Below are 16,035 nucleotides of genomic sequence, written 5' to 3' on the forward strand. Positions count from 1 at the left end.
CGGCCGTGCCTTGGGAGGCGCGGCTGTTTGCGAGGGAGCTTTCAAAGGTAACGAAAACACGCTTGTGGAGCGGTGGAGTTTCCACGGGCAACCATCAACGACTGCACCGGACGGGGAGCAACACAGGTGTCCGCGCAGTCCGCTAGCGAACCACGGGAGAGGGTAGTCATGCGTGCAAAGAAAAGCGGTGGCTGTACGGTCAATGGCAGGGGGAAGCACCTGCTCGCTTCGTCCATCAGCAAGTCGGTGATGGCCATGCAGTTGGCGTGGGGATTGGGCGGCCTCGCGTTCGCAGGCACTGTCTTCGCGCAGGTCGATACGTCCGCACCGGCGGATGCCGCCGCGAAGCCGGCGAAGAAGCAGGACAAGGACGCCGCTCCCGAAAAGGCCGTGCGCTTGCAGCAGGTCACCGTTACCGGCTCGAACATCCGCAGCGTCGACGTGGCGGATGCGCAGCCGGTCATCACGATTGATCGCGTTGCCATCGAGCGCCAGGGTTTCGCTACGGTCGGCCAGATCTTGCAGAACATCTCTTCCGCCGCCACGCCCGATCTCAGCATGTCGGCACCCGGCGATCTCGGCCCCAACCAGGGTGGCCAGTTCATCAACCTGCGCGGCCTTGGCGCACCGCGCACGCTGGTGTTGGTGGACGGCCAGCGCATTGGTGCCGCGCACGGTGGCTACACCAACGTCAACGTCATCCCCGCCTCGGTCATCGATCACATCGACGTGCTAGCCAACGGCGCTTCGGCGATCTACGGTTCCGACGCGATTGCCGGCGTGATCAACATCATCACCCGCAAGAATTACAACGGTGCCGAGATCAATACCTATAACGGCATCTACTCGCCGCACGGCGACGGCATGCAGAGCCAGTACGACTTCACTTTCGGCAAGAGCACCGACAAGTGGGGCGTGGTGTTCAGCGCCTCCTACCAGAACCAGCGCCCGGTCTGGACCAGCTCGCGCGACTTTTCGAGCTACCCGTGGACCGACCGCCATCCTTACTACGGCCGTACCTATGTGGGTCTGCAGCCGATCATCAGCAATGCAGCGTTCCCCGACGGCAGCCATCACGCGGTGGTGCTGAATCAGGGCGGCGATCCGTTCAACCTCGGCGACTATCACCGGGTGCGTCCACGTGTGTTCAATGACGGTGGTGATGTGGGCAGCCTCGCCGATGCCGGCGACTACACCTACAACAATCTCAGCGGCCACCAGAACATGCTGCGCACGGCCGATACAACCAAGAACCTGTATCTGGACACGCACTACAACATCACCTCGAACATCACCGCGCACTTCAATGCCGGCTACAACATCGACCACGAGAAGGCGACGGCGGGCACCAGCACCATGTACAGCGGCATGGGCGGACATGACGACTTTCCGTCGCTGCTATCGGCCGACAGCTACTACAACCCGTACAACCAGCCGGGGGTGACGCCGCAGGATGTGAAGTTCTACCGCAAGCTCGCCGGCATCACCTTCAACAGCTACAACAATCCCAAGAACTATCGCTATAGCGTCGGGCTGGAAGGCAACTTCAGCATGGGCGATCACCTGTTCAACTGGGACGTCAACTACTACGACAGCAAGATCACCGGTGTTAACACGCGCACGGGTTACTTCAACCTGCTGCATGCGCGCGATGGACTGGGGCCGTCGTTCAAGGGCGCCGATGGCGTGGTCCGCTGCGGCACGCCGGGCAATGTGATCGCCGGCTGCGTGCCGGTGAATGCGCTGGGTACCCTCACATCGGAGATGCTGCAGTATCTGCAGGTCAACAGCGTGGAGCATTACGGCAGCGAGGAAAAGGCAGCGACGGCCGATTTCGGCGGCAACCTGTTCGCGCTGCCCGGCGGCGATTTCAGTTTCGCCACCGGTGTGCAGCATCGCACCGTATCCGGCTACGACAGCCCGGATTCGTTCGCGGCGGCCGGTTACTCCACCGATGGCGCGGTCGGCCCGAACAAGGGCAGCTACTTCTTGAACGAGGCATATGCCGAGGTCAACGCGCCGCTGGCGAAAGACTTGCCGGGCATCCGCAGCCTGTCGCTGGACGCCGCGATCCGCTATTCGAACTACAGCAACTTCGGCAGCACCACCAACAGCTCGTTCAAGCTGACCTGGCAGCCGATCGAAGACCTGCTGGTGCGTGCGAGCTACGGTACGGGCTTTCGCGCACCCACGGTCAACGACCTCTATCAGGGGCGCTATAACGCGGGCGGCTTCACCGATCCCTGCGATGCGGTGTACGGGCCGGCCGGCTACGGCTACAGCCCGGTGGTGGCGCAGCGCTGCCTGACCGGTTTTGGCGGGTTGCCCGGCGTGGGCGCCAACTTCCGCCAGGTCGACCTCACGGGTCTGCCGGTGACCCAGGCCGACGCGGCCGGCATCACCGAGAGCTTCAACGGCGGCAACCCGCATCTCAAGCCGGAGACTTCGTACAACGGACAGGTCGGCCTGGTGTTCAGCCCGTCGTGGTTGCAGGGCTTCAACTTCACGCTCGACTACTGGCGCTACAACATCCGCAACCTGATCACCGGCATCACCAATGACCAGGTGCTGGCCAACTGCTACCAGTTCGGCATTGCCTCGTCTTGCGGCCAGTTCCAGCGCCAGGCGGGCTCCAACCAGATCATCAACCTGTTGAATCTGGAAACCAATGCGGGCTGGCAGAAGACGAGCGGTTACGACTTCTCGTTTGCCTATGCCTTGCCCAAGTACTCGTTCGGCCAGTTCAAGCTGGGTCTGTCGGGTACCTACGTCGATAGTTACAACATGCTGCCGACACTCGGGTCGGCCGAGGTCCATGGTGCGGGCATTGCCTCGTCGCAGACTGCGATGTCGGTGTGGCGCTTGCGTGGCAATTTCACCATCGACTGGTCGTGGCACGACTTCGGCGCGAACTGGACCATGCGTTACTTCTCGCCGCTGAAGGCGCCGTGCGCGTTCCCGCCGCCGGATTCGCGCTCGGCGTTCCCGTGCTCCTTGCCGGACTACTACGCGCCGGGCTCGGGCCCGCAGCCGATGACGCAGATTGCCTCGGTCACCTTCAACGATGCGCAGGTGTACTGGAAGGCGCCGTGGAATGGCACGTTCTCGCTGGGCGCGAACAACGTCTTCAATCGCAAGGGTCCATACGTCTACGGTGGCTATGCGGGCAGCGACACGCCCTACAACTACAACGCCTCGTACGACATCGGCCGCTACGTGTACCTGCGCTATCAGCAGAAGTTCTGACGCGCTCCATTGGAAGGGGCGCGGCAAACAGGCCGCGCTCCCTCTCTTTCCATTCGCCTGCGCTGGTGTAGGGCCATCGCGGGGACTTCGAACAAGGATGAGGTTTCAGGCATGTCACAAATTTCAGGTTCTATGCGATGCACCCATGGCACGACGCCGTCTCGCGGCCGCTATGTCGTCCAGCGCAAATTCCTTGCGGCCATGTTGGCGGCCGGCATGGTCAGCCTGTTGAATGCCGCGCCAAATGAGCAGGCGGCCGCATTCACCAAGCAGGGCGATGCACAGCAGTTTGGCAATGCGAGCATCGCCGCAAAGTGGAAGCTGGCCGGTAGCAAGCTCAGCGACATGGTGGTGACCGATGGGCTGAACCATCAGGACATCGCGGTGAGCGCACCGTTCGCGCTGACCTTGTCGGATGGCAGCAAGCTGGGCGCAGGCGATCTGCGTGTGCTGTCTGCGCCCAGGCAGGTAAAGCTGCCGGCCGATCCGAAGGCATCGCGCCTGGCGGAGCGTCTTCCCGGCAGTGCGGTGCAGGCGAGTTTCGGCGACGAGGCCGGCCGCTTCCGCATCGACTGGCAGTGGGTGCAGCGCGACGGTTCGGACTATCTGCGCGAAATCGTCACCATCACCGCGCTGAAACAGGACGAGGCAATCAAGCGGGTGGATCTGCTGCAGTCCAAGGCGGCAGATGCGGAGGTGGTCGGCACGGTCGCGGGTTCGCCGGTGGTCGCCGGCAACGATTACTTTGGCTTCGAGCATCCGCTGTCGAGCAGCGAAGTGCATGGCAGCCAGGTGCGCCTGTGGATCGATCGCGAGCTGCCGCTGCACAAGGGGCAGTCGGTGACCTATTCGGCGGTGGTCGGCACCACGCATGGCGATCAGCTGCGGCGTGACTTCGCCAAGTACATCGAGCGCGAGCGGGCAAGGCCGTACCAGCCGTTCCTGCATTACAACTCGTGGTACGACATCGGTTACTTCACGCCTTACACCGAGGCGCAGGCGCTGGACCGCATCCACACCTTCGGTGAGGAGTTGAGCGTCAAGCGTAAGGTGAAGCTGGATTCGTTCCTGTTCGACGATGGCTGGGACGACCGCAGCGGAAGCTGGCATTTCAGCAAGGACTTCCCGCACGGTTTTCTGCCGCTGCGCGACGCCGCCGCGAAATACGGCGCGGCGCCTGGCATGTGGCTGTCGCCGTGGGGCGGCTATGGCCCGCCGGCCAAGGAGCGTGCGGAGAACGGTGCCAAGGCGGGTTACGAAATCATTGATCGCGGCCTGGCGCTGTCCGGTCCGAAGTACTACCAGCGCTTCCACGACGCCGTGATGGAACTGGTGCACAAGGATGGCATCAATCAGTTCAAGTTCGACGGCACCGGCAATGCCAACAAGGTGTTTCCGGGCAGCGTGTTCGACAGCGACTTTGGCGCGGCAATCCAGCTGATCGAGGATATCCGCGCGGCCAAGCCGGATCTCTTCATCAACCTCACCACGGGTACCACCGCGTCGCCGTTCTGGCTGCGCTACGCCGACTCGATCTGGCGCGACGGTGAGGACGATGAGCTGACCGGTGTCGGCAGCAAGCGCGAGCGCTGGATCACTTACCGCGACCGCGAGACGTACCACAACATCGTGGTGAAGGGCCCGCTGTTCCCGCTCAACTCGCTGATGCTCCACGGCATCATCTACGCGAAGGAAAATCGCAAGCTCAACACCGATCCGGGCCATGACTTCGCCAACGAAGTGCATTCGTACTTCGCCACCGGCACCCAGCTGCAGGAGATGTACATCACCCCGTCGCTGCTGAGCACGCAGGACTGGGACGTGCTGGCTGAAGCGGCGCGCTGGTCGCGCGCCAATGCCGACGTGCTGCGCGATACGCACTGGATCGGTGGCGATCCGGGCCGGCTGGATGTGTACGGCTGGGCGGCATGGTCGCCAAAGAAGTCGATCGTCACCTTCCGCAACCCGAGCGCGCAGGCGCAGACGGCGGTGATCGATCTGCCACGTCAGCTTGAGCTGCCGGCCGATGCGGCGCGGCGCTTCAGCGTGCGCGATGTGTGGAAGAGCGGCGGCGATGTTGTGCCGAAGGAACTCGATACCGATCACACCGGCACGATACGGCTCGCGCCGTTCGAGGTGCTGACGCTGGAGTTGACGCCGACATCGTGAGTGCTGACGACCGCTTGCGCTCGTAATTTGGAAAAGAGGCAAGCAAGTTCGTGGGCAGAAGGCGTTTTCACGGTTAACCACAACAGCCTGTAGCAGAGGGGAGAGGTCGTTTCTGCGCAGCGCGATAACGAACCACGGGAGAGGCAATCCATGCGTATTGAAAAGAAAGGTGGCTTTATTGCCGAAGGCAACGCTGTCGGTTTCAGGCGAACCATGCTCGCCATCGGCTTGTTGGTTGCGCTTGGCGCGAACACTGCGCACGCGCAGTCGACGACCAGCAGCATTTTTGGCCGGGCGCAGGCGGGTGATAGTGTCACCATCCGCAGCAGCACAGGCCTGACACGTACCGTCAGTGTCGACAGTCAGGGGCGATACAACGCGCCTTTGCTTCCGGTCGGTACGTATTCGGTCACCGTGATGCATGACGGCAAAGAGGTGCAGCATCGCGATGACGTGCAGCTGAAAGTGGGCGCCGGCGTGGATGTGTCGTTTGGCAGCGAGCCCGCTGCGGGCGATGCGGCGAACGCCAAACAGCTGGCGGGCGTCTCCGTGTCGGCCAATGCACTGCCGCCGATTGACGTGAGCACGGTGGATTCGCGCACCGTGGTGACGTCCGAGCAGCTAGCCCGGCTGCCGTTGCCGCGCACCGCCGAGGCAGCCGCCTTGCTGGCGCCGGGAACGGTCAACTCATCCATCGGCGCAGCGGGTATCAATGGCGCGCCGCTGGTCAGCTTCGGTGGTTCTTCGGTCACGGAGAACGCGTACTACATCAACGGATTCAACACGACGGATCCGATGGGCTCCAACGGCGGTATCACGCTTCCCTATGGCTCGATCGATCAGGAAGAGGTTTACACCGGCGGCTATAGCGCCCAGTACGGCCGCAGTGATGGCGGCGTGCTCAACATGGTGGGCAAGAGCGGTACCAACGTGTGGCATTTCGGTGGACAGTATCTTTACGAGCCGTCTGGCCTGCGCGCGGGTCAGAACAATACCTACTACGCGAACGGTTTGCCGCCTTCCCCGGTGGCCGGGCGCTTGTACAGCCCCAACAACCAGAACAACTTCTGGCGTTCCACCTACGATATCTATCTGGGTGGCCCGCTGATCAAGGATCGCCTCTTTCTGTTCGCCTCCGCCGAGATGGAACAGCGGCAAGGCAACACGGTGGGCAATGTCACCGCGGGCACCGATACGCACTACACCTACAAAACGCCGAAGTGGTACACCAAGATCAACTGGAACATCACCGACAGCAACCTGCTTGAATTGACCGGTGCCTCCGACATCTACAAAACGTCGGGGACGATCTACAACTACGACTACAACGCCCTGCGTGATACCGGCCTCAACGGACAGGCCCAGTCCAATCAGACCGGCGGCAAGATGTGGTCCGGCAAGTTCACCAGTTATCTCACCGACAGCCTCACCCTGACGGCGCTGTACGGCAAGATGACGACTTACCTCTACAACCAGGTGCCGGGCTACAACCCGGATCTGGCTTACATCCTGAGTGCCACCAACCAGAATCCCGCCCTCAATGGCGGTGTGCCAAACATCGGTCAACAGACGGTCAGGTACGCACCCACTCCAGGCGCCAACAACAAGACCAGCAATTTTCGCCTCAGCCTTACCTATGTACTGGGCAGCCACACCCTCACCGCCGGCATCGACAATTTGCGGGCAAGCGCGAACGGGGCCATCAATCTGACATCAGGGCCCGGCTACAACTGGATATACGGTTACACGAGTCATCCCGACAAGCCGTTGAATGCCAACCTGGGTGTCCCTGCGCTGATCGGGTTTCCGAACGGCGGCAGCGGCTACTACGCGATGAAGTACATCAATGCGGATGGTGGCGATCTGACGTCTGTGCAGAATGCGCAGTTCGTCGAAGACCTGTGGCAAGTCAACGACCGTTGGCTGCTATCGCTGGGCCTGCGCAACGACGGCTTTACCAACAACAACAAGCTCGGCCAGCCCTATATGCGGCAAACCACGCCGCAGTGGGCACCGCGCCTGGGCTTCAGTTGGGACGTGAACGGTGACGGCAGCTTCAAGGTGTTCGGCAATGCCGGGCGTTACAACCTCGGGTCGCCACTGTCTCCGGGTGGCATCGCCAACGGCGTGCTGCGCACCAGGGAATACTTTACCTACACCGGCATCGCCGCCGATGGCACACCGACCGGTCTGACCCATGTGGCAGGGCCGGTGGCAAGCAACAATTTCTATGGCCAGGTGTTCGATCCCCGCACGGTCACCGTGGAGAACATCAAGGCCATGAGCCAGGATGAATTCATGGCGGGCTTCGCCAAGACGGCAGGACCGAACTGGGTCTATGGCGGCAAGCTCACGCTGCGCATTCTGCGTCAGCAGATCGACGACTACTGCGATACCGACGCGGTGTTCGCCAAGGCGGCTGCCTTGGGCGTCGTGGGGGCCGATGCCACCAACAACGCCTCTTGCTACTACATCAATCCCGGTGAGGCCAATACCTTCGCGATCCGGGATTTGAGCGGCGTGTTCCACGACGTACGCATGACCAACGCCGAGATGCACTTCCCTCGCATGGTGCGCAAGTACTACGGGCTGGAGGGTTATCTGGAGCATCCCTTTGATGGCCGGTGGTACGGCAAGGTCGATTACACCTTCTCGCGCAGCTACGGCAATACCGAGGGCTGGGGGCAATCGAGCCAGGGTGGCTCGGGCGGAACGCAGAACTCCCAGTGGGACTATCCCGGGTTGATGGTGTATTCCGGCGGCCCGCAGGGTAACGACCATACGCATCAGCTGAAGGCGTTCGGCTACTACCAGGTGACCCCTGAGTGGATGGTGTCCGCCAACCTGAGCCTGATGTCGGGTGGCCCCAAGTTCTGTTATGGCCTGTATGGCACGGATCCCTACAACACGGGCACTAACGACCCGGATGGCTATGGCTCCGGCTATCACTGGTGCAACGGACGGCCCGCGGCACCGGGAGCCGCCGGTCGCCTGCCGTGGATCAAGCAGCTCGATCTCGGTGTCCGCTACCGCCCTGCGTTTGCCAAGCACAAGTTGGGCTTCAGCCTGGACGTATTCAATGTGACCAACAGCCAGGCGCCGCTGGGCGTGAACAGCACGCTGTACACCGACACCACCGGCACCATGAACCCGGCCTATGGCACGCCGATCACGTTGCAGCCACCTCGCTATGTGCGGTTGGGCGTCACCTACGACTACTGAGACGACAGGCGACAACGCGCCATGGTGTCTTGCGGGAATTCGTGCGCCGTCCGGCATCTGCCGGGCGGCGCCCCGAAACGGCCTGCATGAAAAAAACAGATCCCATGAGGATCATGAGGAGTTGAACATGCGTTTGCTGGCTGGACTTTTTCTGGGCCTTCTCCTGCCTGGCTTGAACGCACATGCCCAGGTAAGGGTTTGGGAAGGCAGCATGTCAATTCCCACGTCAGACGAGGGAGCGCCGGATGAAAATCCGCCTTTTGACATCTACGGGAAAGACAAAGAACGGTTCAACTACCCATACACCATGCGCAGGGTGGTTCGTGCGACCGAGAGCCTTCATGACTACCGCACGCTCTTTCTTGAAAACGAATATCTGAAGTGTTCTGTCCTGCCCGATCTTGGCGGTCGCATCTATACGTGCATCGACAAGATCAATGGCCAGCCGATGTTCTATGCCAATCCCACCATCAAGAAGGCCCTCATTGGCTATCGCGGTGTCTGGGCCACGTTCGGGGTGGAGTTCAATTTCCCCGTGTCCCATAACTGGGTCACGCTTTCTCCGGTCGATTACTCGTACGGCAGCAGGCCGGATGGCAGTGCATCGATCGTTGTCGGAAATCGAGACCGGGTCTATGGCATGGAGTGGCGTGTGGAGTTGGTGCTCCGCCCAGGCAGCACGGTTCTCGAAGAAAAAGTCACACTCTCAAATCCAAGCGACGTGAGGCATCGGTTCTACTGGTGGAACAACGCCGGTGTCCAGGTTTGGGATGATTCGAAGATTTTCTATCCCACGCCATTCACGGCGAGTCATGGTTTCACCTACATAGATACCTGGCCGGTCAATGAGAAAGGGCGCGATCTCAGCATCGTCGGCAATCATCTGGATGGCCCGGTGTCGCAATTCGTCCACGCGAGCAGGGAGCCGTTCACGGGGGTCTATCACCCGCGCACGGATGCGGGGGTTGTCCATTACGCCGAGTTCGCCGATCTGCCGGCCAAGAAGGTCTTCAGCTTCGGTGCCGATGCCAAGGGGCTTGCGTGGCACCAGGCTCTGTCCGACAACGACAGTGGCTATATCGAGTTGCAGAACGGGCTGTTCCGCAACCAGGAAACCTACGGTTTTCTTGAGCCGCAACAGGTCATTCGATTCAGTGAGTTCTGGATGCCGGTGCGGCAGATCGGCGGGATTTCCCGTGCGAATCTGAACGGGGTGGTGTCCATGGCGAGAAAAGCTGGCAAGAACGGCAAGGACACCCTGACGATTGCCCTCAACGCCAATTCACGGATACCCGATGCTCGGATAAAGGTTCGGGAGGGTGACGACATCGTGCTCGACGAACCCGTATCGCTTGATCCCGCGAAGACCTGGTCGCATGCCTTTGAAGTCCGGTCGGCCGACCGGAAATATACGTTCACGCTGGAGAGCAAGGACCATCAGGTTCTCTTGACGCAGACCGAAGGCAAGTACGACTGGACGCCAAAGGATCAAGTCCATGTCGGCGCGCAGCCGACTTACGCTGCCGCCGCAGACAGCTATCTTCAGCGGGGCAGGGACAAGGAGCTGTATGGCAACCTGCTTGCGGCCTGGGAGATCTATACCGACGGGCTCGCCGCATCACCCAACCATGTGGAGCTTCTGAAGGCCAAAGGCCGACTTGGCGTGAGCCTGTTTCGTTTCGAAGAAGCCTCTCGTCTGCTCAAACAGGCGGAAGATCGCGATACCTCGGACGGAGAGACGCGCTATTACCGCGGCATAGCGGAAGAAGCACTGGGACATCGAAGCGAAGCAAGAATCGAATTTGAAGCCGCTTATCGTGACCCTTCCTACCGCACGTCTGGAGGCCTGCTGCTGGCCGAGCTTCTGGCGAGTGACCATGGCATGTCGGATGCGCTGAACGTTCTTGCCGGGATCTGCCCTGACCCGGTGGGCCCGTCGAGCGTGCAACGTTGCCTGGAAGACCGCGTCGCCCTTGAACGGACCAACGGCCATGCCGATCGCGCGCGGAAGCTCGCAGAGGCATCGTTGGCACAGTACCCGACCAGTGCTTTCTTGAAGAACGAGCTGTCGAACCTGGGTTCGCGGATGCCCGATCTTGATGCTCATCTGTCGGCGGATCCGAACAGGATCCTTGAGCTGGTGACCCAGTACAACCAACTGGGACTCTACGCCGACTCGCTCGCTCTGCTGTCGCGCACCTACCCTGATGTCCCCTCGCTTCAGAGCGAGCCGGGCGAGCTCTCGCCCGGCAAGCATCCGATGCTTGCCTACTACAGGGGTTTCGTTCGAGAACAGCTTGGACAGTCGGGAAAGAAGGACTGGCAGGGAGCCTCCCGGATGCCGCTTGGCTATGTCTTTCCGAACAGGCGAGCATCGATGACGGTCTTGCGTGCGGCGATTGCCGCCAACCCTTCGGATGCCTCCGCACACTTCCTGCTGGGGACGTTGCTGTTTTCCAAGGGAAGGGTGGATGAAGCGTTGGAAGAGTGGCGTCGTACGGCCAGCATCCGGCCCGACACGCCAACCTTGGATGCCGATATGGGACGTGCGCTGCTGGACATCAAGAACCAGCCTGCCGAGGCGGCCAAGGCGTTCGAGCACGGATTCAAGGTGGATCCTTCCAACCCGGCCCTGTATGTGGGGATGAACATGGCCATGCAGGCGCTTGGAAAATCCGGCGCCGAAAGAATCGCCATGTTCGAACGCTTCCCCGGCAATGCCGACATGCCCGACGACCTGGCGCGTGCCTACGTCAAGGTGCTCCGTGAAAGCGGGCAGGATGAAAAGGCCAACGATCTATTGAAGAAGCATTTTCTCCCGGCTGAAGAGGGTGCGGCTCCGCTGCAGCCGAAGACCGGGAATCACTGATCGCGCGTCGGGAAAGTTCCTTGACGTATCGGCGCCATGACATGAGCTGTGTGCATCGATTTGAGTGCAGCCTGTTTCATCAATGAGGATGGAAATGAAGCACGAAGAAAGACTGAAGATCATGGCCGGCGTGCTGCTCGGCGTGGCGACGTGGGGTGGCGCGCACGCGGGCACGGAAGCCGCAGCCGCGCCGACCTTGCGCTGGAATGCTGATCAGCTGGGCAATCATCGCTATCTGGTGCAGGTGACCCAGCCTGCGGATGCCGTGCATGTCGTCATTCCATGGCGCCGCCGTGATGCGCACCCCGAACAGGTCAATGTCATCGTGACAGGGCCCGATGGACAGACCGTTGCCAATGTGCGGCGTGGAACGATCGACCGTGCCAGCGGCGAACTGGTGTTTCAGGCCAGCAAGGCCGGTACCTACGCGGTGTATTACCAGCCCTATGTCAGCGCCGGTCGACCCAACTACCCAACCGTTACCTATGCGGAAGTGCGTGACACGGCGGACCCGGCCTGGGCGCACAAGTTGGGTACGGATGCCAGTGCATGGCGGCGTCTGCCCAGCGCCAAGCTGCTGAACTACGAGGCCGTCGATGATTTCGACGCGTACACCCCGATGGAGCGCACGGCGACGCCCGCGGAGCTGCAGGCGTTGTTGAAGGCGCATGCCGGGCAGCGGCTATGGATCTTCCCGGAGACCCGCGCCAACCCCATCCGCATGTTTGATGCGTTGCCTGAAACCTGGGCGAAGCGTGGCCCGGGCGGCAGCTTGCGCGACAGTGCGCTGCCTGGCGAATACCTGAGTTTCCAGTTTGGCGCATGGGCGCCTGTGGGCGATGTGGAGCATCTGCAGGTGACCTTCAGCGACCTGCGAGATCCCCAGGGGGACATCCTCCCTGCCAGTGCCTTCACCTGTTTCAACCTGGGCGGCATCGACTATGCCGGCAAGCCCTTCACTACGCGCGTCAACGTCGCTGCTGGTCGTGTGCAGCCACTGTGGATGGGATTGGATGTGCCCGCCACGGCAAAGCCCGGGGTCTATCGCGGCGAGGTGACCATGACTGCTGCGGGCGTGGCCGGGCAGCGCCTGCCTGTGGAAATCACCGTGGGCAACGGGCAGGCAGTCGCCCACGGCGATGATGACCCGTTCAAGCTCACACGCCTGCGCTGGCTCAACTCCACCTTGGCGCAGAACGACGAGCTGGTGAAGCCGTTTACCGCCATCACGGTGCGGGGCGACACGCTGGGTATTCTCGGGCGCGACATCGCGCTCGCGGCCAACGGCCTGCCTGAGCAGATCAGCAGCCGCTTCGATCAGCGCATGACGGGCTTTGCGGATCATGCCACCGCCGTGCTGGCCGCACCCATTGCGTTCACCGTGGAGGACGCCGCCGGTACGCACCCGTTGTCGGCAACGGGGCACCCCGCTGTGCAGCAGGACGGGCCGGCCCGCGTGCACTGGCAAGTGGCGGGTAACGCCGGCCCTCTTCAGGCCGAGGTGAAGGCCAGCCTGGAGGCGGACGGCACGCTGACCTATGCCATCGCACTCACGGCCACGCAGACCACCGCATTGAAGGATGTGCGCCTGACAATGCCGCTGGCCCGCGATGTCGCGCGCTACCAGCTGGGCCTGGGACGGGAGGGTGACGCGGCGCCCGCCGACTTCCAGTGGAAGTGGAACGTCGAGAACAACCAGGATGGCGCCTGGCTCGGCACGATCAATGCCGGGCTGGAATTCCACCTGCGTGATGAACATTACCTGCGCCCGCTCAACACCAACTTCTACCATCAGCAGCCACTGCGCATGCCGATATCGTGGGACAACCGCGGACAGGGCGGCGTGCGACTGCACCGGGAGGACAAGGACTATCGGGTCGAGGCTTATGGCGGCCCCCGCCAGATGGAAGCTGGCGAGACACTGCACTACGACATCGTTCTGCGCGTCACGCCATTCAAGACCATCGAACCGGCTAAGCACTTTGCCAACCGCTACTTCCACGGGTATCGGGACGTTGATGCGGTCAAGGCCGATGGCGCCAGTGTGGTGAATATCCACCACGCCACACCGATCAACCCGTGGATCAACTATCCGTTCCTGGAGGTTGATGCGATGCGGGCGTATGTCGATGCGGCCCACCAGCGTGGCATGCGCGTCAAGATTTACGACACGGTTCGTGAGCTCTCCGACCGTGCCCCGGAACTACCGATGCTGGAAAGCCTTGGGCATGAGGTGATCAGCAGCGGCAAGGGTGGTGGTTTCCCGTGGTTGCAGGAGCACCTGGACGGTGACTACATCGCTGCCTGGCACGTGCCGCAGAATCGCGATGCCGCGGTGATCAACGCAGGGCAGAGTCGTTGGCACAACTATTACATCGAAGGGTTGGACTGGCTCGCCCGCAACGTTGGCATCGACGGCCTGTACTTGGACGACGTTGCCTACGACCGCACCACCATGAAGCGCGTGCGCAAGGTTCTGCAGGCACATCGCCCAAACCCGCTGATCGACCTGCATTCCGCCAATCAGTACAACGAGCGTGATGGCCATATCAGCAGCACACTCCTGTACATGGAGCTGTTTCCCTACCTCGACCGACTGTGGTTTGGCGAGTACTTCGATTATGAAAAGACCTCGCCGGCTTACTGGCTCACCGAGATGTCGGGCATTCCGTATGGCCTGATGGGGGAGATGCTGCAGAGCGATGGCAACCCGTGGCGCGGCATGTTGTTCGGCATGACCCGAAGGGCGCGCGAGGGTGGGGCGAAAGACAATGATCTGCATGCCCTGTGGAAACTGTGGGACAGCTTTGGCATAGAGCAGTCCGACATGGTGGGCTGGTGGGTGCATGACACGCCAGTGCAGACCGGACGAGACGACGTGCTGGTAACCAGTTATGTACGCAAGGGTGACGCGACACTGATCGCGCTGGCATCGTGGGCACCGCAGCCAACACGGGTGAAGCTGACCATTGATTGGAAGGCGCTGGGTCTCAGACAGGCCAAGGCCACGTTGGTGGCTCCAGCGCTGGAAGGTTTCCAGCCGGCGGCGACGTTCAAGCCGGACGAAGCGATTCCGGTGGAGCCAGGCAAGGGCTGGCTGATCATGGTGAAGTGACGTGCGCAGGGGGCACCTCTTTCAGAAAGCCAACGATGGGTGCCCCCGTCAATCGACTCTTGCGCAATGGAGATCCATGAGGATCGCCAGCGTCTGGAGACGATTGCCAGTACCTGAGTGAGATAGATCGGCAATACATCGCTAGCGGTGATTTTCTGCCGCCGGGTATCCGGACGGCGGCAATTCGAGGGTGGGTATGCGATATAACGAACGGCGAACTCGTCACGCATGGTGCGTGGTGCTGATGCTCGTACTGATGGGCTCGCAAGCGATGGCGGCCCGAACATCCAGCAAGCAGGCGGTGGACGACGACGCCAACGCGCCCTACAAAACCTTCGACAGCACGCCCGCCATCACCATGGGGCCGCTGCTGCTCGACATGGCGGACACCTCGGTGGTGATCGCATGGATGACGGATGCGCCAAGCGATGCCAAGGTCAGCTACGGCGAAGGCAAGATCGAGCAAGAAGTCGTGCCGCAGGTGGACGGACTGGTGCCGGTCGGCACGATGCACCGCGTTGTGATTCGCGGGCTATCGCCGGGACATACCTATCAGTATCGGGTTTCGTCGCGGCGGGTGATTGCCTTGAAGCCCTACTGGCCCGATCGCGGGCGCACGGTCGAAAGTCCGGTCGATAGCTTCACTACCTTCGATACGGCGAAGCCGGCAACTCGTTTTGCGGTGATGACGGATACGCATGAGGACGTCGGCCGCATTCAGGCGCTGATGCGGCTGGTCCAGCAGACGCCGGTGGATTTTGTCGTGCACACCGGCGACAGCCTCAATTACGGCGTCAACGAAAATCAATTGAAGGATAAATTCCTGGAGCCGATGGCGGCGGGTCTTCAGGGGCACCTGCCGTTGCTGTACGTACGAGGAAATCACGAATACCGGGGCGAGTTTGCCCGCTCGCTCGGCGACTATCTGCATTCGCAGAACGGCAAGTATTTCTACACGCGCGATCAAGGCCCGGTGCATCTGGTGGTGGTCGACACCGGCGAGGACAAACCGGATGCCACCAACGTTTATGCCGGGCTGAACAATCTGCGTGACTACCGTCAGGAAGAGTTTGCCTGGCTCCAGCAAACGCTCGCCGACGAGGCGCGCACCCGTACGGGCCCTTTCACCGTGGTACTCGGGCATGACCCCGAATGGGGTTGGCTGGATGGCCATAACGATGCGTGGATGCAACTGGCGAACCGGGCCAAAGTGGATCTGTTCATTGCCGGCCATCTGCATCACCTCAAGCGTTTTGCGCCGGGCAGCCGAGGCAATGACTTTCCCATTCTCGCGCTGGGTCAGGACCAGATCGCTCGAGTGGAAGCCAGCGAGCAGGAACTGAAAGTCATCGTGGTGGATCGTGCCGGTCGCACGCTTGACGCCTTCTCGATCAAGCGGAAGAGCAAGTAGTCT

Annotated in this window: 6 protein-coding genes; all 6 read left to right on the forward strand. The window is 61.5% G+C overall.

Annotation, left to right across the window (positions count from 1 at the left end; genetic code table 11):
* Positions 1-168: 168 nt before the first annotated feature.
* The 6 genes from BM338_RS18540 (at position 169) to BM338_RS18565 (ending at position 16,032) form a co-directional block, all read left to right on the forward strand.
* Entirely contained in the window at positions 169-3,246 is a 3,078-nt protein-coding gene (locus tag BM338_RS18540; RefSeq protein WP_090453611.1) for a TonB-dependent receptor plug domain-containing protein, read from the forward strand.
* 111 nt (positions 3,247-3,357) lie between these two features.
* Positions 3,358-5,415, forward strand: a complete 2,058-nt coding sequence (locus BM338_RS18545; protein WP_255367374.1) for an alpha-galactosidase — start codon at positions 3,358-3,360, stop codon at positions 5,413-5,415.
* Positions 5,416-5,565: 150 nt separating this feature from the next.
* Complete coding sequence (locus BM338_RS18550) at positions 5,566-8,637, forward strand: TonB-dependent receptor (RefSeq protein ID WP_090453613.1); 3,072 nt, start codon at positions 5,566-5,568, stop codon at positions 8,635-8,637.
* Between the two features lie 127 nt (positions 8,638-8,764).
* Entirely contained in the window at positions 8,765-11,506 is a 2,742-nt protein-coding gene (locus BM338_RS18555) for a DUF5107 domain-containing protein (RefSeq protein ID WP_177229412.1), read from the forward strand.
* 94 nt (positions 11,507-11,600) lie between these two features.
* Positions 11,601-14,621, forward strand: a complete 3,021-nt coding sequence (locus BM338_RS18560) for a glycoside hydrolase domain-containing protein (protein WP_090453617.1) — start codon at positions 11,601-11,603, stop codon at positions 14,619-14,621.
* Between the two features lie 244 nt (positions 14,622-14,865).
* A complete protein-coding gene (locus tag BM338_RS18565) occupies positions 14,866-16,032 on the forward strand; it encodes a purple acid phosphatase family protein (RefSeq protein WP_177229413.1) in 1,167 nt (388 codons plus the stop codon).
* The last annotated feature ends 3 nt before the right edge of the window (positions 16,033-16,035 follow it).

The organism is Dyella sp. OK004 (genome assembly GCF_900114495.1).
Taxonomy (GTDB): Bacteria; Pseudomonadota; Gammaproteobacteria; order Xanthomonadales; family Rhodanobacteraceae; genus Dyella_D.